16 protein-coding genes are annotated in these 20,635 nt (G+C 61.7%); 12 read left to right on the forward strand and 4 right to left on the reverse strand.

The annotated features are described in order from the left end of the window. Positions 1-90: 90 nt before the first annotated feature. The 10 genes from betI (at position 91) to yccS (ending at position 14,966) form a co-directional block, all read left to right on the forward strand. Positions 91-684 (forward strand): transcriptional regulator BetI, encoded by a 594-nt coding sequence (gene betI / locus IB241_RS19795; protein WP_015886274.1) that lies wholly within the window; start codon positions 91-93, stop codon positions 682-684. A gap of 91 nt (positions 685-775) precedes the next feature. Further along, positions 776-2,248: a betaine-aldehyde dehydrogenase gene (gene betB / locus IB241_RS19800; protein ID WP_192299898.1), complete on the forward strand. Its 1,473-nt coding sequence runs from the start codon at positions 776-778 to the stop codon at positions 2,246-2,248. Positions 2,249-2,377: 129 nt separating this feature from the next. Beyond that, positions 2,378-4,081, forward strand: a complete 1,704-nt coding sequence (gene betA, locus IB241_RS19805) for a choline dehydrogenase (RefSeq protein WP_192299899.1) — start codon at positions 2,378-2,380, stop codon at positions 4,079-4,081. Between the two features lie 215 nt (positions 4,082-4,296). Beyond that, positions 4,297-5,739, forward strand: coding sequence for a TldD/PmbA family protein (locus tag IB241_RS19810; protein WP_192299900.1), 1,443 nt, complete (start codon positions 4,297-4,299; stop codon positions 5,737-5,739). After that, the gene (locus IB241_RS19815; protein WP_192299901.1) at positions 5,739-7,055 is read left to right on the forward strand and encodes a TldD/PmbA family protein; all 1,317 of its coding nucleotides are present in this window, start codon (positions 5,739-5,741) and stop codon (positions 7,053-7,055) included. The genes IB241_RS19810 and IB241_RS19815 overlap by 1 nt, the downstream gene beginning before the upstream one ends. 291 nt (positions 7,056-7,346) lie before the next feature. Continuing rightward, positions 7,347-8,195 (forward strand): alpha/beta fold hydrolase, encoded by an 849-nt coding sequence (locus IB241_RS19820; protein ID WP_192299902.1) that lies wholly within the window; start codon positions 7,347-7,349, stop codon positions 8,193-8,195. 37 nt (positions 8,196-8,232) lie between these two features. Continuing rightward, complete coding sequence (mdtD, locus tag IB241_RS19825; RefSeq protein WP_192299903.1) at positions 8,233-9,639, forward strand: multidrug transporter subunit MdtD; 1,407 nt, start codon at positions 8,233-8,235, stop codon at positions 9,637-9,639. A 293-nt stretch (positions 9,640-9,932) separates the two neighbouring features. Beyond that, positions 9,933-11,270, forward strand: a complete 1,338-nt coding sequence (gene dbpA, locus IB241_RS19830) for an ATP-dependent RNA helicase DbpA (RefSeq protein WP_230412671.1) — start codon at positions 9,933-9,935, stop codon at positions 11,268-11,270. A gap of 162 nt (positions 11,271-11,432) precedes the next feature. After that, positions 11,433-12,611 carry an NAD(P)/FAD-dependent oxidoreductase gene (locus IB241_RS19835; protein ID WP_192299905.1) on the forward strand — a complete coding sequence of 393 codons (1,179 nt, stop codon included), beginning with the start codon at positions 11,433-11,435 and terminating at the stop codon, positions 12,609-12,611. A gap of 171 nt (positions 12,612-12,782) precedes the next feature. Beyond that, positions 12,783-14,966 carry a YccS family putative transporter gene (yccS, locus tag IB241_RS19840; RefSeq protein ID WP_192299906.1) on the forward strand — a complete coding sequence of 728 codons (2,184 nt, stop codon included), beginning with the start codon at positions 12,783-12,785 and terminating at the stop codon, positions 14,964-14,966. Between the two features lie 105 nt (positions 14,967-15,071). Here the strand turns inward: yccS and IB241_RS19845 are convergent, their stop codons facing one another. After that, on the reverse strand, positions 15,072-15,809 hold the full coding sequence (locus tag IB241_RS19845; protein ID WP_192299907.1) for a substrate-binding periplasmic protein: 738 nt from the start codon (positions 15,807-15,809) through the stop codon (positions 15,072-15,074). 177 nt (positions 15,810-15,986) lie between these two features. On the opposite strand from IB241_RS19845, the gene IB241_RS19850 reads away from it, so the two are divergent. After that, a complete protein-coding gene (locus tag IB241_RS19850) occupies positions 15,987-16,439 on the forward strand; it encodes a GNAT family N-acetyltransferase (protein ID WP_192299908.1) in 453 nt (150 codons plus the stop codon). A gap of 116 nt (positions 16,440-16,555) precedes the next feature. Here IB241_RS19850 and IB241_RS19855 read toward each other — a convergent pair whose 3' ends face one another. The 3 genes from IB241_RS19855 to IB241_RS19865 are packed head-to-tail and all read right to left on the reverse strand — an operon-like array spanning position 16,556 to position 19,517. Next, the gene (locus IB241_RS19855; RefSeq protein WP_192299909.1) at positions 16,556-16,852 is read right to left on the reverse strand and encodes a winged helix-turn-helix domain-containing protein; all 297 of its coding nucleotides are present in this window, start codon (positions 16,850-16,852) and stop codon (positions 16,556-16,558) included. Between the two features lie 19 nt (positions 16,853-16,871). After that, positions 16,872-17,372, reverse strand: coding sequence for a M48 family metallopeptidase (locus IB241_RS19860; protein ID WP_017735682.1), 501 nt, complete (start codon positions 17,370-17,372; stop codon positions 16,872-16,874). Positions 17,373-17,414: 42 nt separating this feature from the next. After that, positions 17,415-19,517 carry a putative bifunctional diguanylate cyclase/phosphodiesterase gene (locus tag IB241_RS19865; protein WP_192299910.1) on the reverse strand — a complete coding sequence of 701 codons (2,103 nt, stop codon included), beginning with the start codon at positions 19,515-19,517 and terminating at the stop codon, positions 17,415-17,417. 312 nt (positions 19,518-19,829) lie between these two features. Between IB241_RS19865 and IB241_RS19870 the strand changes: the two genes are divergently transcribed. Further along, the gene (locus IB241_RS19870) at positions 19,830-20,495 is read left to right on the forward strand and encodes a polysaccharide lyase family 7 protein (protein ID WP_192299911.1); all 666 of its coding nucleotides are present in this window, start codon (positions 19,830-19,832) and stop codon (positions 20,493-20,495) included. The last annotated feature ends 140 nt before the right edge of the window (positions 20,496-20,635 follow it).

The following is a 20,635-nucleotide window of genomic DNA, read 5'->3' on the forward strand; positions in this document are numbered from 1 at the left end:
TTGATTGAACGTTCAATCAAAACAAAATAGACTGGCCATCAAGCCGACGGACGTTTATCGCCAGTCGGCAGGCCTAAGGAGAGGTGCTACATGCCCAAGGTCGGTATGCAACCCATACGCCGCCAGCAATTGATCGAAGCCACCTTGACGGCCATCGATCAGGTCGGGATGGGAGATGCCAGCATTGCGCTGATCGCCCGTTTGGCCGGCGTCTCGAACGGCATCATCAGTCACTACTTCAAGGACAAGAACGGCCTTATTGCAGCGACGATGCGCTACTTGATGAACGCGCTGATCGACAACGTCCACGAACGCAGGCTCGCGCTGACGGACGACAGCCCACGGGCACACCTTCAGGTGATCATCGAGGGCAACTTCGACGCCAGCCAGGTCAACGGCCCGGCAATGAAAACCTGGTTGGCCTTCTGGGCCACCAGCATGCATCACCCGTCATTGCACAGGTTGCAGCGGATCAACGATCAACGTCTGTATTCCAACCTGTGCTGCCAGTTCCGCCGAGTGCTGCCGCTGCCGCACGCACGCAAAGCAGCCCGAGGCCTGGCGGCCCTGATCGACGGTTTGTGGTTGCGCGGCGCCCTGTCGGGAGACGCTTTCGACACGGCGCAGGCGCAACGGATCGCTTACGAATACATGGATTTCCAATTGGCCAAGCAGGTGAGTTAGAGCACACATAGACGCTCAACCCCTGAACGCTGCCGCACCGGCCTACGGTGCGGTGGTCAACGCCAACCACTTATGCACTTGCGAGGACTTTATGGCCCGTTTCGAACTGCAAAAACTCTACATTGACGGCGGCTACAGCGACGCTGGCAGCGATGCCACCTTCGAAGCCATCAACCCGGCTAACGGTGAAGTTCTCGCCCAAGTGCAACGCGCGACGAAAGACGACGTTGAACGTGCCGTGGTCAGCGCCGAAAAAGGCCAGAAAATCTGGGCCGCGATGACCGCCATGGAGCGTTCGCGCATCCTGCGTCGTGCCGTCGACATCCTGCGCGAGCGCAACGACGAACTGGCGGCCCTGGAAACCCTGGACACTGGTAAAGCGTTCTCCGAAACCAAGTACGTCGACATCGTCACCGGCGCCGACGTGCTGGAATACTACGCAGGCCTGGTGCCCGCCATCGAAGGCGAGCAGATCCCGCTGCGCGACACTTCCTTCGTCTACACCCGCCGCGAGCCGCTGGGCGTGGTGGCGGGTATCGGCGCGTGGAACTACCCGATCCAGATCGCCCTGTGGAAATCCGCACCGGCCCTGGCCGCCGGTAACGCGATGATCTTCAAGCCAAGCGAAGTCACCTCGCTGACCACCCTGAAACTGGCCGAGATCTACACCGAAGCCGGCGTTCCAGCGGGCGTGTTCAACGTATTGACCGGCAGCGGCCGTGAAGTCGGCACCTGGCTGACCGAGCACCCGCGCATCGAAAAAATCTCGTTCACCGGCGGCACCGACACCGGCAAGAAAGTCATGGCCAGCGCGTCGAGCTCCTCGCTCAAAGACGTGACCATGGAACTGGGCGGCAAGTCCCCGCTGATCATCTTTGACGACGCCGACCTCGACCGCGCCGCCGACACCGCGATGATGGCCAACTTCTACAGCTCCGGTCAGGTGTGCACCAACGGCACCCGCGTGTTCGTGCCCAAGCACCTGCAAGCGGCGTTCGAAGCCAAGATCGTCGAGCGTGTCGCGCGCATTCGCGTCGGCAACCCGGAAGACGAAAACACCAACTTCGGCCCACTGGTCAGCTTTGCCCACATGGAAAGCGTGCTGGGCTACATCGCCAAGGGCAAAGAGCAAGGCGCACGCCTGCTGTGCGGCGGCGAGCGCCTGACCGACGGCGACTTCGCCAAAGGCGCCTTCGTGGCCCCGACCGTGTTCACCGACTGCACCGACGAAATGACCATCGTCCGTGAAGAAATCTTCGGCCCAGTGATGAGCATCCTCACCTACGAGACCGAAGAAGAAGTGATCCGCCGCGCCAACGACACCGACTTCGGCCTGGCCGCCGGCCTGGTGACCAAGGACCTGAACCGCGCCCACCGCGTGATTCATCAGCTGGAAGCGGGTATCTGCTGGATCAACGCCTGGGGCGAGTCCGACGCGAAGATGCCGGTTGGCGGCTACAAGCAATCCGGTGTGGGCCGTGAGAACGGCATCAGCTCGCTGAACAACTTCACCCGCATCAAATCGGTACAGGTCGAGCTGGGCGATTACGCATCAGTGTTCTGATGAGCCTCAAGCGGCAAGCTTCAAGCTGCAAGTAAAAGCAGTTTGGCTTGCCGTACCTCCCCGATACACCGCTCGCTGCCCTTTCTTGCAGCTTGAAGCTAAGAGCTTGCAGCTCTCAAGGAGCCCCCCATGACTCAAGAATACGACTACATCATTGTTGGCGCAGGTTCTGCGGGCAACACACTAGCGACCCGTCTGACCGAAGACGAAGGCGTCACCGTCCTGCTGCTGGAAGCCGGCGGCCCGGACTACCGTTTCGATTTCCGTACGCAGATGCCAGCCGCGCTGGCGTTCCCACTGCAAGGCCGCCGCTACAACTGGGCCTACGAAACCGATCCAGAGCCACACATGGATGGCCGCCGCATGGAATGTGGTCGCGGCAAGGGCCTGGGCGGTTCTTCCCTGATCAACGGCATGTGCTACATCCGTGGCAACGCCATGGACTACGACAACTGGGCGAAGCTGCCGGGCCTGGAAGACTGGACCTACCTCGACTGCCTGCCGTATTTCCGCAAGGCCGAAACCCGCGACATCGGTCCTAACGACTGGCACGGCGGCGATGGCCCGGTCAGCGTGACCACGCCAAAGGCCGGCAACAACCCGCTGTTCCACGCCATGGTCGAAGCCGGCGTGCAGGCCGGTTACCCGCGTACCGAAGACTTGAACGGCTACCAGCAAGAAGGCTTTGGCCCGATGGACCGTACCGTCACGCCTAAAGGCCGTCGCGCCAGCACCGCACGCGGTTACCTGGACACCGCCAAGAAGCGTTCGACGCTGACCATCGTCACCCACGCCCTCACCGACAAAGTGTTGTTCGAAGGCAAGCGTGCGGTCGGCGTGCGTTACCTGATCGGTGCCGCCGAAGAGCGCGTCGAAGCCCGCGCCCGTAAGGAAGTGCTGGTGTGCAGCGGTGCAATCGCTTCGCCGCAACTGCTGCAACGCTCCGGTGTCGGCCCGGCCAAACTGCTGGAAAGCCTCGACATCCCGGTGGTCCACGACCTGCCCGGCGTCGGCGAGAACCTGCAGGACCACCTTGAGCTGTACCTGCAATACGCGTGCACCCAACCCGTGTCGCTGTACCCGTCGCTGCTCTGGTACAACCAGCCGGCGATCGGTGCCGAGTGGCTGTTCAACGGCACCGGCATCGGCGCCAGCAACCAGTTCGAAGCAGGCGGGTTTATCCGTACCCGTGAAGAATTCGAGTGGCCGAACATCCAGTACCACTTCCTGCCGGTGGCGATTAACTACAACGGCAGCAACGGTGTGAAAGAGCACGGTTTCCAGGCGCACATGGGGTCCATGCGTTCGCCGAGCCGTGGGCGCATCCAGCTGAAGTCGAAGAACCCGCGCGACTACCCGAGCATCCTCTTCAACTACATGGCCACCGAACAGGACTGGCAGGAATTCCGCGACGGCATTCGCCTGACCCGTGAAATCATGCAACAGCCGGCCCTGGACCCGTACCGTGGCCGCGAAATCAGCCCGGGTATCGACGTGCAAACCGATGAACAGCTCGACAAGTTCATCCGCGAGCACGCCGAGACTGCGTTCCACCCGTCCTGCTCGTGCAAGATGGGCACCGACGAGATGGCAGTCGTGGACGGCGAAGGCCGTGTACACGGCATGCAAGGTCTGCGTGTGGTGGATGCGTCGATCATGCCGATCATCACCACTGGCAACCTGAACGCGCCGACGATCATGATCGCCGAGAAAATCGCCGACAAGATCCGTGGCCGCCAGCCGCTGCCACGCAGCACTGCCGACTACTACGTGGCCGGCGATGCCCCAGTGCGTGGCAAGCCGCTGCGTGAAGTGGGCCCTACCGCGCAGTAACTGAGACACCGCGTCGCCTGTATCGCAGGCAAGCCAGCTCCCACAGTTGACCGAGTTCGTCTAAATAACTCGATCACCTGTGGGAGCCGGGCTTGCCCGCGATGAGGCCCGACCAGACACCACAAAACCACCCGCCTACACTTTCCTTGATCAGCTCCCAGCCCAGGCCTACTCTGTCCGCCTGCCCGCGACGAGCCGCCCACAAGGAAGGCCCCATGTTCGATAAACACTCCCTCCTCAAACAGCACTTCAGTGCCCTGCGCTCCTGCGCCGAATTCTTCTCCCTGCGCTACGTGCGCGAATCCGGCCACTACCTGGCCGTGCGCAAGAACGTCGCCGAACCGCCGCACCTGAACCACGACGAGGGCGCCATGCTCACCGTGCGCGTCAACGGTGTGGAAGCCTACGCCGCGACCCACGACATTTCCCTCGCCGGCCTGCAAGCCGCCCTTGAGCGCGCCGAACAGCAAGCCCGGCAGATCGCTGCCCACGCCCTGCTCGACCTGCGCGACCAGCCGGTGTCCAGCGACGTGGCCGACTACCTGTCGCCCGATCTCGAGCAAGCCTTCCCGTCCTTGAGCGACTGCTACCAACTGCTCGGCGATGAATCCGCTGCGGTGCCCAAAGACGAGCGCCTGGTGAACTGGGAAGTCAGCCTGGGCCTGACCCACGTCGAGCAGATCTACCTCAACACTGCCGGTGCCGAACTGCGCCAGGCCCAACGCTTCGTGTTCCCCGGCGTCAACGTCACCGCCTACGACGGCCACGACAGCCAGACCCGCACCCTGGGCGGCAGCAACTTCGGCCAGCAAGGCGGCTTTGGCGTGATCAGCCGCTTCGGCCTGGTCGGCGCCGCGCCGCGCGTTGCCGATGAAGCCCTGCAACTGCTGCTCGCGCCAAATACGCCCAATGGCCTGCGCGACCTGCTGTTGATGCCCGACCAGATGATTTTGCAAATCCACGAATCCATCGGCCACCCACTGGAACTGGACCGCATCCTTGGCGACGAGCGCAATTACGCCGGCACCAGTTTTGTGAAGGCCAGCGACTTCGGCCATCTGCAATACGGCTCACCGCTGCTCAACGTGACCTTCGACCCGCAGATCCCCGAGCAACTCGCCAGCTACGGCCATGACGACGACGGCACCGCCGCCAGCAAGCAATTCCTGATCCGCGAAGGGTTGTTGCTCAAGCCGCTGGGCGGTGCGTTGTCGCAATTCCGTGCGGGCATGCAAGGCGTGGCCAACAGCCGCGCCAGCAGCTGGAACCGCGCGCCCATCGACCGCATGGCCAACCTGAATATCGAGGCGGGTGACAAGAGCCTGTCGCAGATGATTGGCGGCATCGAAAACGGCATCCTGATGTCGACCAACCGTTCATGGTCCATCGACGATGCGCGCAACAAATTCCAGTTCGGCTGCGAATGGGGCCAACTGATCGAAAACGGCGAGCTCAAGGGCGTGGTGAAAAACCCCAACTACCGGGCAATTTCCGCGCAGTTTTGGCGCAACCTCAGCGCCGTCGGCGATGCCAGCACCTTCAAGGTGTTGGGTACGCCGAACTGCGGCAAAGGCGAACCCAACCAGGTGATCCGCGTCGGCCATGCGTCGCCGGCCTGTGTGTTCAGTGATGTCGATGTATTTGGGGGAGATGCCTGATGAACGACTTCAAGGCACTGGTGCAATGGCTCAAGCAGGCCATCACCGACAACGAACAGTTTCATTTGGGCTACGCCGCCGAAGCGTCCGAGTTCGTACGTTTCAACCACGCCAAGGTGCGCCAGGCCGGGCAGGTGCAGCAGGCCAGCGTCACGCTCAAGCTGATCAACGCTGACCGCCACGCCGACCTGAACATCACCCTCGCCGGTGCACCCCAACTGGACCGCCAGCGCCTCGCCGATGGCTTGCAACAGTTGCGCGAAACCCTGCCGCTGCTGCCGCCAGACCCGTACCTGCTGCTGAACCACAACGCCTGGCAAAGCCGCAACGAACAGGTACAGCCATTGCCAGCGCTGGCCCAGGTGCTGGACGACATCAGCCGCGCCGCCGACGGCGTGGACCTGGTTGGCTTCTACGCCGCCGGCCCGATCAGCCGTGGTTTTGCCAGCTCTTCGGGGGCGTTCGGCTGGCACAAGGCCAATAGCTTCAACTTCGACTTCAGCCTGTTTCACGCCAATGGCGAAGCGGTGAAAGCCAGCTACGCCGGGCACACCTGGGACAGCAAAGCGTTTGCCGCACGCTTGCAACAGGCCCGCGAGCAACTCGAGTTCCTTGGCCGCCCACTGCACAAGCTGGCACCGGGGCAGTACCGCGCCTACCTCGCTCCGGCGGCCATGGAAGAAATCATCAGCATCATCACTTGGGGCGGTTTTTCCGCCCAGGCCATTGCCAGCAAAAGCAGTTCGCTGCAAAAACTGTATGCCGGGGAACAATCCCTGAGCCCGCTGGTGACGGTGGATGAGCGCATCAGCGGCTCCCTGAGCGAAGCGTTTTCCAGCGAAGGCTATCCGCGGGGCGATGTCACGCTGATCAACGCGGGCCAGGCCGCAGGCGAGCTGATCAACTCGCGCAGCGCCGCCGAGTACGGCCTGAGCACCAACGGCGCAAGCCGTGACGAAGCGCCGAGCGCCTTGCAGATGGCGGCGGGCAACCTAGCCCAGGCCGACATCCTCAAGAGGTTGGGCACCGGTTTGTACATCAGCAACCTGTGGTACTTGAACTACTCCGACCTGCCGGCGGCGCGCCTGACCGGCATGACGCGCTTTGCGACGTTCTGGGTAGAGGACGGCGAGATCAAGGCGCCGGTGAGCACCATGCGCTTTGATGACAGTGTGTACAGCTTGCTCGGTTCGCAGTTGGAAGCGCTGACGGCGGAGCGGGAGTTGCTGCTGTCGGCCAGTACTTATGGGCAACGCAATACCTCGTCCAACCTGCTCCCGGGCGCCTTGGTCAAACGCCTGACCTTGACCCTCTAAACACAACACCCCCCCCTGTGGGGTGCGGGCTTGTGTGGGAGCGGGCTTGCTCGCGAATACGGTGGGTCAGTCAACTCATTCAGTGACTGACACACTGCTTTCGCGAGCAAGCCCGCTCCCACACCAACCCACTCTCACATTGCACTGTGCAGGTTTCTGATACCTCGCTTCGCACCTTCCTACCGCAAAATCCCATCTCGCACTTGTTCCCCCGTGCTCTGTTGTCCCCTGCAAAAAACCTCGCTATAACGGTTAGTGGCATACCGCCACCCACAGGAAGTGAGCGTTGACATGGACCACGGAAGTTTCGTCATCAACAAGCTGTTCAAGCACTACAACGTTCACGTTGAGCAACTGGGCAACGACCCGCAGAAAGACACCGTATTGATGGTCAATGGCGCGCTGTCCACCACCCGCTCGTTCGCCCGCACCAGCAAGTGCCTGGCCGAGCATTTCAATGTGTTGTTGTTCGACCTGCCCTTCTCGGGCTACTCGCGCGAGCACAACACCGACCTGGATCTGGTGACCAAGGACGATGAAGTCCAGATGCTGCGCGCCCTGGTGGAGCGCTTCGAGGTCAACCATCTGGTGTCGGCTTCGTGGGGTGGCATCTCCACGCTGCTGACCCTGGCGCACAACCCGCCATCGATCAAAAGCTCGGTGGTGATGGCCCTGGCCCCAGACCTCAACAGGGCGATGCTCGATTACGTGGAGCGCGTGCGCGTGCTGATCGAGGCGGATGACAAGTCCGCCGTCGGCCATTTGCTCAACGAGACGGTGGGCAAATACCTGTCGCCCCGGCTCAAGCGCAATAACCATCGGCACCTGTCGACCATGGCCACCACCGAATACCGCCAGGCGCGCTTTCATATTCATCAGGTGCTGGCGCTGGGCGATGGCAATTACCTGCCAGAGCTCAAGAAGATTGAAACGCCGGTGCACTTCATCAACGGTGCGCTGGATGAATACACGCCGGCCGCCGAGGCGCAGGTATTCAAGCAGTATGTGGGGCGCAGCAGCTTTGCTGTGGCCGAACATACCGGGCACTTGCTCGACCTCGAATCCAGTGAGGCCGCCGCGGCGGTGCACCGTGAACTGCTGGATTTCCTGGTGGGAAAACGCACGACGGATGGCGCATAATCGCCGACACATAGCCTGCTAACAAAAAGGGTTTTCTATGCCGAATCGCGTCCCGCTCGATGCCAAGACCGCCCGCTGGCTCCCCTGGGTGGTGGCGATTGCCTTCTTCATGCAGTCGCTGGACGGGACGATTCTGAACACGGCACTGCCGGCCATGGCCCGGGACCTGGCGGAAAACCCACTGCGCATGCAAGGCGTGGTGATCGCCTACATGCTCACCGTCGCCTTGCTGATCCCGGCCTCGGGCTGGATCGCCGACCGCTTCGGCACCAAGAAAATCTTCTTTGGCGCGATCATGCTGTTCAGCATCGGTTCGCTGCTGTGCGCGCTGTCCAGCAGCCTGACCATGCTGGTGGGCGCGCGGGTCATCCAGGGCTTGGGCGGTGCGTTGATGCTGCCGGTCGGGCGACTGGTGGTGCTGCGCGCCTACCCGCGTTCCGAACTGGTGCGGATCATGGGCTTTATCACCATCCCCGGCCTGCTTGGCCCGCTGCTCGGCCCGACCATGGGCGGCTGGATGGTGCAATACCTGACGTGGCACTGGATCTTTTTGATCAACCTGCCGGTGGGCATGATCGGTTGCTACGCCGTGTGGAAATTCATCCCCGACCTGCGCGGCAGCGAGCGCACACGCTTTGATAGCCTGGGTTTCTTGCTGTTTGGCGCGGCAATGGTGCTGATCACCATCGCCATGGAAGGCCTGGGCGAACTGCACCTGCCGCACCTGCGGGTGATGTTGCTGCTGTTCAGCGGGCTGGCGTGCCTGGCGGCGTACTGGCTGCGCGCCGGGCATATCGATAACCCGTTGTTCTCGCCGGTGCTGTTCAAGACGCGCACCTTTGCGGTGGGCATCCTCGGCAACTTGTTTGCGCGCCTGGGCAGCGGCGCGCTGCCGTTCCTGGTGCCGCTGCTGTTGCAGGTGGCGCTGGGCTATTCGCCGTCGGAAGCCGGGATGAGCATGTTGCCGCTGGCGGCGGCGGCGATGTTTGCCAAGTCCATCGCGCGGCCGTTGATCGAGCGACTGGGCTACCGCATCGTGCTGACCGGCAACACCCTGGCGCTGGGCATCATGCTGGCGAGCATGGGGCTGGTCACGGAACACACGCCCTACCCTTTGTTGCTGGGCATGCTGGCGGTGCTGGGGGCAATCAACTCGCTGCAATTCACCGCGATGAACACCGTCACCCTGATCGACCTCGACGACGCCCAGGCCAGCAGCGGCAACAGTTTGCTGTCGGTCGTGGCGCAATTGTCCCTCAGCCTTGGCGTGGCCTGCGCCGGTGCATTGCTCGGCGGGTTCACCGCAGAAACCGGCAACGATGGCGTGGAAAGCGTGCTCGGCGCGTTCCAGCTGACTTTCCTCACCGTAGGCATCATGGCGATGCTGGCGGCGGCGATCTTCCTGCAATTGTCGCCTAAAGGCAGCGGCAAGCCGCAAGTTTGAAGCTGCAAGAAAAAGCGCTAACTTGCAGCTTGAAGCTCATAACTTGCCGCTGGCCCCCCCCTACTCCTCGTCGAGAACATACAAACAGCGGCAAGCCGCAAGTTTGAAGCTGCAAGAAAAAGCGCTAACTTGCAGCTTGCAGCTCATAACTTGCCGCTGGCCCCCTACTCCTCGTCGAGAACATACAAATAAACCCGAGGGGGCCTGCTACACTGCGCGACATTTTGTTTTGCAGAGCCAGTCCCGTGACTACCATCGCCACCGCTTTTAATACTTTGCCGCTGTCCGCCGCCATGCTGGCTAACCTCGACTCGCTGGGTTATGTCGAGATGACGCAGATCCAGGCGCAAAGCTTGCCGGTGATCCTCAAGGGGCTGGACCTGATCGCACAGGCCAAGACCGGCAGCGGCAAGACTGCCGCCTTCGGCATCGGCCTGTTGAACCCGATCAACCCGCGTTACTTCGGCTGCCAGGCGCTGGTGATGTGCCCGACCCGTGAGCTGGCCGACCAGGTCGCCAAGGAAATCCGTCGCCTGGCCCGTGCCGAAGACAACATCAAGGTCCTGACCCTGTGCGGTGGCGTGTCCCTCGGCCCGCAGATCGCCTCCCTGGAACACGGCGCCCACGTTATCGTCGGCACTCCGGGCCGGATCCAGCAGCACCTGCGCAAGGGTTCGCTGGTGCTGGATGGCTTGAATACGCTGATCCTCGACGAAGCCGACCGCATGCTCGACATGGGCTTCTACGATGCCATCGAAGACATCATCAGCAAGACCCCGGCACGCCGCCAGACCCTGCTGTTCTCGGCCACCTACCCGGTAAGCATCAAGCAGTTGGCCTCCAAGTTCATGCGCGCGCCGCAGCAAGTGAAGGCCGAGGCGTTCCACTCCGACGATCAGATCGAACAGCGTTTCTTCGAAATCTCGCCGGAAGAGCGCATGGATGCCGTGACCAAAGTCCTGGCGCACTTCCGCCCGGCCTCTTGCGTGGCGTTCTGCTTTACCAAGCAGCAAGTGCAGGAAACCGTCGACCACCTGACGTCCAAGGGCATCTCCGCCGTTGGCCTGCATGGCGACCTGGAACAGCGCGACCGCGACCAGGTACTGGCGATGTTCGCCAACCGCAGCACCTCGGTGCTGGTAGCGACCGACGTCGCCGCCCGTGGCCTGGACATCGACTCGCTGGACATGGTGATCAACGTCGAACTGGCCCGTGACTCGGAAATCCACATCCACCGCGTCGGCCGTACCGGCCGTGCCGGTGAGACCGGGATTGCGATCAGCCTGGTGGCGCCGTCCGAAGCGCACCGCGCCCAGGCTATCGAGCAGTTGCAGAAGTCGCCGTTGAACTGGGACCAACTGGACAACCTCAAGCCGCAAAGTGGTGGGCCGTTGCTGCCGGTCATGAGCACCCTGTGCATCGCCGCTGGCCGTAAAGACAAAGTGCGTCCGGGTGACATCCTCGGTGCACTGACGGGTGAAGCCGGGATTCCGGGGGCCCAGGTCGGCAAGATCGCGATTTTCGACTTCCAGGCCTTTGTGGCCGTGGAACGCGGCATCGCCAAGCAGGCGTTGCAGCGTTTGAATGACGGCAAGATCAAGGGCCGTTCGTTGCGCGTGCGGATCCTGTAACACGATCTCCCACCCAATGGAGATCCAAATGTGGGAGCGGGCTTGCTCGCGAATGCGGTGTATCAGTCAGACATATAACGACTGACACTCCCCATTCGCGAGCAAGCCCGCTCCCACACTTTTGACTGTATTCCAATTCAGAATTTGTATGAGGACGTGGCTGTGCGCTCGACCGAAGTAGTGATCATTGGCGCCGGCGCCGCAGGCTTGATGTGCGCACTGACCGCCGCCGGGCGCGGGCGCAAGGTGATGCTGATCGACCATGCCAACAAGGCCGGCAAGAAGATCCTGATGTCCGGCGGTGGCCGCTGCAATTTCACCAACCTGTACACCGAGCCGGCCAACTTCCTCTCGCACAATGCGCACTTCTGCAAATCCGCCCTGGCGCGCTACACCCAGTGGGATTTCATCGGGCTGGTGGCCAAGCACGGCGTGCCGTACCACGAGAAGAAACTCGGCCAGCTGTTCTGCGATAACAAGTCCAGCGACATCCTCGGCATGCTGCTCGACGAATGCATCCAGACCGGCGTCAGCCTGCACCTGGACACCTCCATCCAGGAGATCGCCAAAGTCGACAGCGGCTACCAATTGCAGACCACCCTCGGCGAACTGCGCTGCGAGTCCCTGGTGATCGCCACCGGCGGCCTGTCGATTCCAACCTTGGGCGCCACCGGCTTTGGCTATCAGGTGGCCAGGCAATTCGGCCACGAACTGCTGCCGACCCGCGCCGGGCTGGTGCCATTCACCATCACCGACCAGCTCAAGGACTTGTGCGGCGAGTTGTCCGGCACCTCGGTGGATTGCCTGGTCAGCTGCAACGACCAGAGCTTTCGCGAGAACATCCTGTTTACCCACCGCGGCCTGAGCGGCCCGGCGATCTTGCAGATTTCCTCGTATTGGGAACCCGGCGACACCGTGGAGATCAACCTGCTGCCCGACCACGACGCCCACACCTGGCTGCAACAGCAACAGGCCGAGCGTGCGAACAGCGAGCTGAAAACCCTGCTGGGCGAGATCTTCACCAAGAAGATGGCCAACCTGCTGGCGGAAACCTGGTTTGTGTCCAAGCCGATGAAGCAGTACACCCATGCGGAGATTGCCGATATTGCGCAAAAACTCGGCAGTTGGCAGCTAGTGCCGGCGGGCACCGAGGGCTATCGCACGGCCGAGGTAACGCTGGGCGGGGTGGATACGCGGGAGGTGTCGTCTAAGACCATGGAATCCCTGAAAAGCCCTGGGCTGTACTTTATCGGTGAAGTGCTGGATGTGACCGGTCACTTGGGCGGGTTCAACTTCCAGTGGGCGTGGGCTTCGGGCTACGCTGCCGCACAATACGCCTGACATCACGGTTTCAACCTTTGAAATGCAATCCCCTGTGGGAGCTGGCTTGCCTGCTCCTACAGGGTTATGGGGTGTTGCTGAAATAATTGCGAGTAGATGTGATCACGACCCTTGCCGTGGCGTCACTGATGCGCCAACTTAACGGCATCGTCCCGGAAGACTCCAGCCTTCATGTCATCGACCTCGTTCAAGCAGTCCCTGCGCCGCCTGTGGGCGCTGGATAAATTCAGCTACAGCATCCGGGTGTTCATCGCCCTCACCGGCAGTATGGCGCTGTGCTGGTATCAGGATGAGATGACCCTGCTGATCCCGCTGTTCCTGGGGATTATCGCCAGTGCCCTGGCCGAGACCGACGACAGCTGGCAAGGCCGCCTCAACGCCCTGGCCGTGACACTGGTGTGTTTCAGCATTGCCGCGCTATCCGTGGAGTTGCTGTTCCCCTACCCGTGGATTTTCGCGATTTCCCTGGCCCTGGCCACCTTCTGCCTGACCATGCTCGGCGCCTTGGGCGAACGCTACGGGGCGATTGCCTCGGCGACGCTGATCCTGTCGGTGTACACCATGATCGGCGTGGACCAGCGCGGTGGCGCGGTCTCGGACTTCTGGCATGAACCACTGCTGCTGGTGGCCGGTGCGGCCTGGTACGGCGCGTTGTCGGTGCTGTGGCAGGCGCTGTTTTCCAACCAGCCGGTGCAACAGAGCCTGGCGCGGTTGTTCCGCGAACTGGGGCGCTACCTCAAGCTCAAATCGTCGCTTTTCGAACCGATCCGCCAGCTGGATGTGGAAGCGCGCCGCCTGGAACTGGCCCAGCAAAACGGCCGGGTGGTCGCCGCACTGAATGCCGCGAAGGAAATCATCCTGCACCGCGTGGGCAATGGCCGACCGGGTTCGAAGGTCAGTCGCTACCTCAAGCTGTACTTCCTCGCCCAGGACATCCACGAACGCGCCAGCTCGTCGCACTACCCCTACAACGCCCTGGCCGAAGCCTTTTTCCACAGTGACGTGCTGTTCCGCTGCCAGCGCCTGCTGCGCCAGCAAGGCAAGGCCTGCCAGGCCTTGGCCGAGTCGATCCAACTGCGCCAGCCATTCATCTATGACGCCAGCTTCGCCGAAGCCCTGGGTGACCTGAACGCATCCCTGGAACACCTGCGCATCCAGAGCAACCCGGCCTGGCGCGGCCTGCTGCGTTCGTTGCGTGCACTGGCGGCCAACCTGTCCACACTGGACCGCCTGCTCGGCGACGCGAGCAACCCCGATAGCCTGGCCGACGCCACCGACAGCAACCTGCTCGACCGTGCCCCGCGCAACCTCAAGGAAATGTGGACGCGCCTGCGCACGCAGATGACGCCGACCTCGTTGCTGTTCCGCCATGCGCTGCGCCTGTCCCTGGCGCTGACCGTCGGCTACGGCATGCTGCATGCGATCCACGCCTCGCAAGGCTACTGGATCATCCTCACTACACTGTTCGTGTGCCAGCCGAACTACGGCGCCACGCGGCGCAAGCTCGGCCAGCGGATCATCGGCACCGCCATCGGCCTGACCGTGGCCTGGGCGCTGTTTGATCTGTTCCCCAGCCCGCTGGTGCAGTCGATGTTCGCCATCGCCGCCGGCCTGGTGTTCTTTATCAACCGCACCACCCGCTACACCCTGGCCACGGCGGCGATCACCCTGATGGTGCTGTTCTGCTTCAACCAGGTGGGCGACGGCTACGGGCTGTTCCTGCCGCGCCTGTTCGATACCTTGCTTGGCAGCCTGATCGCCGGCCTGGCGGTGTTCCTGTTCCTGCCGGACTGGCAAGGTCGACGCCTGAACAAGGTGCTGGCCAACACCCTGACCTGCAACAGCATCTACCTGCGCCAGATCATGCAGCAGTACGCCGCCGGCAAGAGCGACGACCTCGCCTATCGCCTGGCCCGGCGCAACGCGCACAACGCCGATGCGGCGTTGTCCACCACCCTGGCGAACATGCTGATGGAGCCGGGGCACTTCCGCAAGGAAGCCGATGTGGGCTTTCGCTTCCTGGTGCTGTCACACACCTTGCTCAGCTACTTGTCGGGGCTGGGGGCGCACCGCGAAACGCAGTTGCCGGCCGAGGTGCGCGAGCATCTGATCGACGGCGCCGGCAAGACATTGGCGGCGAGCATCGATGAGATCGCCACGGGGCTGGCGAACAAGCAGCCGATTGCGATTCAGAGTGATGCCGAGGAAGCGTTGGCGGCGGAGTTGGAGCAGATGCCGGATGAGATTGATGAGGGGCAGCGATTGGTGCAGACGCAGTTGGCGTTGATTTGTCGGCAGCTGGGGCCGTTGCGGACTCTGGCGGCGCATCTGATCAAAGAAACCGGCGAGGCTTAGATCGATATCGCGGGCAAGCCCGCTCCCACAGGGGAATGCATTCCTACAGATAAATGCATTTCAAATGTGGGAGCGGGCTTGCCCGCGATGAGGCCCTTCCAGGCACTACATCCCATGCGCCTTCATCAACCGCGCATAACTGCCATCATCCTTCATCCGGGCAATCTCCCGATCAAAACTGGCAACGATCTGTGCATGCTCGGGGTTCTTCAGGCTCACCAGGATATGCAGGCTGTTTTCACTCAACGGTGTGGGTAGAAACTCCACCGCATTGCGCACCTTGGGCGACTCCCGTGCCAGGTAATAGCGCGCCACATACTCATCCTCCACCGTCAGCCGTACCCGTTGCGCCGCCAGCATGCGCACGGCCATGGCGAAGCTGTGCACCGGGACTTTCTGCAACTGCGCATCGCCGTCGAACGCTGCGGAGTAGGCATAGCCGCGCACCACCGCGATGGGGTACGCGTGCAATTGCTCAAGGTTGTTGAACTCGATAGGGTCGTCGCGTCGCTTGATGATACGCACGCGGTTGAGCAGGTACTCGCCGGAAAACTGGCCCAGCCGGGTACGGGCATCGTCGTACCAGGCATTGACCAGCACGTCGTAGCGCCCGTCACCCACGCCCATCAGCGCACGGGCCCAGGGCACCTGCTCGAAATCACTGGCGTAGCCGGCACGGGCCAAGGCTGTGCTGACGATGTCGGTGGCCAAGCCGCCATTGATCAAGGTGGCATCGGTAAAGGGAGGCCAGGCATCCGCCACCAAGCGTAAACGCTGTGCGAACGCCGGCTGGGCCAGCAACAACACTCCAATCAAAGCAACGGCACGAAACAATCGCGGCATGCTCAACATCCTTGGCGGGCCCAGAGGTTCTAACAGTAGCTCAAGATTACACAAAGAAACGGGCGGCGAATGCACCCAATGATGGCAAATTGATTTCACTCACAAAAAATAGCTGATTTAGACACAATCGCTCGTCGCGCTTACTATCCAGAACACCTACTGATAAGAGATTTCGCCATGACAGTCGATTGGGTCTGCAAACATCACACCGACCTGGGCAAGGAGCAGCTGTACGAGATCCTGCGCCTGCGTGGCGAGGTGTTCGTCGTCGAGCAAAAGTGCGTCTACCAAGACATCGACGGGCAGGATCTGGAAGGCGACACCCACCACCTGATGGCCTGGCAGGATGACCAGTTGGTGGCCTACCTGCGCCTGCTGGACCCGGAGTCCCAGGGCGGCGATGTGGTCATCGGCCGGGTGATCGTGGCGCCGGTGGCGCGGGGCACCGGCTTGGGCCACCAGATGATGGAAGAGACGCTCAAGCGGATTGCCGACATCTGGCCCGAGACGCCGATCTTTCTGTCGGCCCAGGCCCATTTGCAGGGGTATTACGGGCGGTATGGGTTTGTGGTGGCGGGGGAGGAATATCTGGAGGATGACATTCCGCATATTGGGATGCGGCGCTCCTGAGGGCCCCATCGCAGGCAAGCCAGCTCCCACATTTTGACCGCATTCTCATGCCAGAACTCGGTCAAGTGTGGGAGCGGGCTTGCTCGCGAAGGCGTCAGCCCCTTCACCACCAAACCTCAGGGATACCCCAACACCTGCTTCACCGAAGCCAGATTCCCCGCAATCCACCCCCGATCAATCGCCCCCCAACTGCGGATCCGATACTGCCCCGCATGATTGCGCGCCCCGTCTTCCTGCTCGAACTCACACACGATGTCCAAGTCGGCCAACGCCGCAATCGTGTCCTGCGCCGTGCGCCGGGGCATGCCGGTGACGTCGGTCAATGCCGGCACATTGCTCGCCAGCCCGCTGTCGATCAGGTACGCCACGTACAGACGGCGGTAGAAGCTGCTCTTGGTCTTGCTCACATCCATGGTCGGTCGCCTTATGCGGTCAGGGCTTGCCTTGCAGGTCGCGATACGTGAGGTACACCCGCAGGTCGAATTCCACCTGATGGTAGCCCGGCATCATGTAGTCGCAGAGTTTGTAGAATGCCTTGTTGTGGTCCGATTCCTTGAAGTGCGCCAGTTCGTGAACGACGATCATGCGCAGGAACTCCGGCGCCGCGTCCTTGAACAGCGCCGCGATGCGGATTTCTTTCTTGGATTTGAGATTGCCGCCCTGCACCCGTGAAATCGTCGTATGCAGGCCGAGGGCGCGGTGGGTCAGGTCCAGGCGGTTGTCGAACAGCACTTTGTCGATGGCCGGCGCGTTGCGCAGGTGCTCCTGCTTCAAGGCCAGGGCGTAGGCGTACAGGGCCTTGTCGCTCTGCACGGCGTGACGTTCAGGGTAGCGCTGCTCAAGGTAGGCGCCCAACTGGTCCTTGGCGATCAGTTGGCGCACTTGCTCCTGGAGCGCAGCGGGATAGGCCTGGAGGTATTTCAGCGCGGTCATGGGGTCTGCAACAGGGTTCGAATGGCCGCCAGTGTAACGAATTCAGACCTGCCGAGGGTGCGGCCAGCTGGCGACTTCGTCGGCCATCAGCGGTTGCGCAATCAGCGGGCCCTGGGCAAACGCGCAACCACTGGCCTTGAGCCAATCCGCCTGCGCCTGGGTGGCCACCCCTTCGGCAACCACCAGCACATCAAAGTGTCCGCACAGTTCGATGATGCTGCGCGCCATCGCCGCATCCCGGGTCGATCCCGGCAAACGGGCGACCAGTTGCGGGTCGAGCTTGAGGGTGTCGAACTCAAGGTCACGCAGATGGGCCAGGGAACAATGGCCGCAACCAAAGTCATCCAGTGCGATGCGCACCCCAATCTGGCGCAGCAGCTTGAGTTGCTTGGCCGACTCTTCCAGGTTGCTGGTCAGGCAGTCTTCGCTGATCTCCACTTCCAGCTGGCGTCCCTGCAACCCATGGCGCTCTACCACCTGCTGCAACTGGGCGGCGAGGTTGGGCATATTGAACTGGTTGCCGCTCAGGCTGACGCTCAGCACCAACTCCGGGTCAAACGTTTGCCAGGCCTGGCGCTGGGCGGCGACTTGCTGGTAGATCCAGGCGCTCAACTGGCTGATCAACCGCGCCTCTTCCAGCAGCGGCAAAAACAGCCCTGGCGGCACATCACCGACACTGGGGTGCTGCCAGCGCAACAACGCCTCGACGCCACGTAAACGCCCGTCCAGCAGCGACACCTGGGGTTGGTACACCAGTGTGAAATCTCTGTTCTCGATGGCCATGCGCACGCTGTCTTCCAGCATCAGGCGTGAGCGGGCGCGGCCGTTCATGTCTTGATCGTAATAGCGATACTGCTGACGCCCGGCGCGCTTGGCTTCGTACATGGCGATGTCGGCTGCACGCAACAGGCCGCTCAAGTCCGCGCCGCAGTCGGGGAACGTCGCGATGCCGATGCTCACGCCAAGCATCACATCCAGGCCGTCAACCTGCTGGCAGATCGACACGCGCTCGATGAGTTTTTCTGCAATCTTCGCCGCTTGCTCGGGGAATTCCAGCTCCAGCAGCGCGGTGAATTCGTCGCCCCCCATGCGCCCCAGGATGTCGTAGGAGCGCAGGCATGCCTGCATCTGTTCCGAGACCCAACGCAACACACGATCCCCCGCATCATGGCCGAGGGAGTCGTTGACCCGCTTGAAACCATCGAGGTCCAGGTACAGCAGCACCAGTGCGTTCTCGTTGCGTTCGCTGCGCAGCAACGTGCTTTCCACCGCCTGGTAGAAGCCGCGCCGGTTCAGCAGGCCGGTCAACGGGTCGGTCACCGCCTGAAACTCCAGTTGCTGATGCAGGTGGCGCACTTCGGACATGTCCAGCACCGTCACCACCATGGCCTTCTGCTCGGCGGGCAATGGCGCGCTGGACAAGGCCACCGCCACCTGCTGGCCGCGACTGGTGCGCAAAATGGCGTCGTGCAGGCGCCACGTCTCACCTTTGCAGTACGCCTCATACATGGGGAAGCTCAGCCAGGCGGGCACGTGGGGCTTTTGCAGGAAGCTCAGGAAGCTCTCGCCCTGCAACTCGAGCATCGTGGCGTTCAACAACCGCGAAATCGCCGGGTTGGCGTACTGGATCACACTGCCCTCGCCCACCACCAGAATGCCCTCGGCGGCGTTGTCCAACACCGAGGCATTAAAGGCGCGGGCGGACTCCAGGTCATGACTCAGGCGCTGCAAGGCCCGGCGGTTGCGCTGGTGTTCCAGCAATGCCTGAACCTTGGGCTTGAGGATATGCGGGTCAAACGGCTTGAACAGGTAGTCGATCGCCCCGCTGGCATAACCTTCCTGCACGGCGGCGGGCGACTGCGCATTGGCGGTGAGAAAAATAATCGGGGTCATGCGCGTGCGCTGGCTGCCACGCATCAGCCGCGCCACTTCAAAACCGTCCATGCCGGGCATGCGCACGTCCAGCAGGACCAGGTCGACTTCGTGGGCCAACAGTAATTCCAGCGCTTCCATGCCGGACGCGGCGGTCATCACCCGCCAATCTTCACGCTGCAAAAGCGCACGCATGCTGATGAGGTTTTCCGGGTAGTCGTCGACCACCAAAAGAACCGAACTGCCATCGCCGTTGTGTGGAGCGCAATCCATGCTGCTTCTCTTCCTTAAGGTGCAATTCCGGTCATTTTTGAGAGAAAACCCGGACAAACCCTGAGGCTTCACTCTAGACCCGGTTCCTGAAAATCAGAAGTGACGTGGATGCCATGATAGACGCAAAGTTCAGTCAGCCGACTAACGGTCAACCGCTACAGCCCGCGGTTCATGGGAAACATGGCTTTTTGACATTTCGCTGACGCCAATAAGTTGCCAACCAGTGTTTAACAACCGGACAAGCACCGCCTATAAAGAACTTGTCTGGCCTCCGGGCCAAAGCTTTCACCCCTCTGTAAAAAGGCCTACGCCATGATCGACCTCTCTACCTGGAACCTGAGCATCCCTGTCGGCTCCCCGCCTGCGACCATCGATACGCCAAAGCTGATGAGCGGCTTTAACGATCAATACTTCCAGGCCGAAGGCAGCAACGTGCAGTTCTGGACCCCGGTGACCGGCACCCGCACCGAAAACGCCATCTACCCACGCAGCGAACTGCGCGAAACCTACGCCGATGGGCGTTTGCGCAACTGGACCTACCCGGATGCGGACAACTTCCTGCGCGCGACCCTGGCGGTCAATCAAGTGCCATCCTCGGGCAAGATCGTGATCGGGCAGATTCACGCCTACGACAGCCAGAAACCGCTGATCAAGCTGGAGTATCAATTCAAGGAGAAGACCCAGACCGGCAACATCGTCGCCAAAGTGCGCATGCGCCCGGATGAGGATGAAGGGCGGGTAGTGATCGTCGCTTCGAATGTGCCGCTGCAGAAGAGCTTCACCTATGTGATCAATCTGAATAAGGCAGGGTTGCTCAGCGTGTATGCCGCGGATGGCGAGTGGAACGAACGCATTGGTGCGGCGTGGGGGGCGAAGCCGTTGTATTTCAAGGCGGGGGCGTATGTGCAGGACAACAGTGGAGATAGCAAGGAAGGCGCGAAGGTGACCTTTGCAAAGTTGGATATTGATCACGACTGAACACCGACACGCTGTCAGCACGGTTTTTTTCATTCTTCAACACACTGGGGAATGGAAAAAACCGTCGATATAGCCAACACCTATAAAACACTGTCAAGTTTCACAGGTGGAGGGCACATCAACTCCCTTTAGACTTGGCA

It is taken from the genome of Pseudomonas sp. PDM05, from assembly GCF_014851685.1.
Lineage (GTDB): Bacteria > Pseudomonadota > Gammaproteobacteria > Pseudomonadales > Pseudomonadaceae > Aquipseudomonas.

What these genes read in the sequence shown, in the direction of transcription:
- betI (WP_015886274.1), top strand. Translation starts at nt 91, where the DNA reads ATGCCCAAGGTCGGTATGCAACCCATACGCCGCCAGCAATTGATCGAA.
- betB (WP_192299898.1), top strand. Translation starts at nt 776, where the DNA reads ATGGCCCGTTTCGAACTGCAAAAACTCTACATTGACGGCGGCTACAGC.
- betA (WP_192299899.1), top strand. Translation starts at nt 2,378, where the DNA reads ATGACTCAAGAATACGACTACATCATTGTTGGCGCAGGTTCTGCGGGC.
- IB241_RS19810 (WP_192299900.1), top strand. Translation starts at nt 4,297, where the DNA reads ATGTTCGATAAACACTCCCTCCTCAAACAGCACTTCAGTGCCCTGCGC.
- IB241_RS19815 (WP_192299901.1), top strand. Translation starts at nt 5,739, where the DNA reads ATGAACGACTTCAAGGCACTGGTGCAATGGCTCAAGCAGGCCATCACC.
- IB241_RS19820 (WP_192299902.1), top strand. Translation starts at nt 7,347, where the DNA reads ATGGACCACGGAAGTTTCGTCATCAACAAGCTGTTCAAGCACTACAAC.
- mdtD (WP_192299903.1), top strand. Translation starts at nt 8,233, where the DNA reads ATGCCGAATCGCGTCCCGCTCGATGCCAAGACCGCCCGCTGGCTCCCC.
- dbpA (WP_230412671.1), top strand. Translation starts at nt 9,933, where the DNA reads ATGCTGGCTAACCTCGACTCGCTGGGTTATGTCGAGATGACGCAGATC.
- yccS (WP_192299906.1), top strand. Translation starts at nt 12,783, where the DNA reads ATGTCATCGACCTCGTTCAAGCAGTCCCTGCGCCGCCTGTGGGCGCTG.
- IB241_RS19845 (WP_192299907.1), bottom strand. Translation starts at nt 15,809, where the DNA reads ATGCCGCGATTGTTTCGTGCCGTTGCTTTGATTGGAGTGTTGTTGCTG.
- IB241_RS19850 (WP_192299908.1), top strand. Translation starts at nt 15,987, where the DNA reads ATGACAGTCGATTGGGTCTGCAAACATCACACCGACCTGGGCAAGGAG.
- IB241_RS19855 (WP_192299909.1), bottom strand. Translation starts at nt 16,852, where the DNA reads ATGGATGTGAGCAAGACCAAGAGCAGCTTCTACCGCCGTCTGTACGTG.
- IB241_RS19860 (WP_017735682.1), bottom strand. Translation starts at nt 17,372, where the DNA reads ATGACCGCGCTGAAATACCTCCAGGCCTATCCCGCTGCGCTCCAGGAG.
- IB241_RS19865 (WP_192299910.1), bottom strand. Translation starts at nt 19,517, where the DNA reads ATGGATTGCGCTCCACACAACGGCGATGGCAGTTCGGTTCTTTTGGTG.
- IB241_RS19870 (WP_192299911.1), top strand. Translation starts at nt 19,830, where the DNA reads ATGATCGACCTCTCTACCTGGAACCTGAGCATCCCTGTCGGCTCCCCG.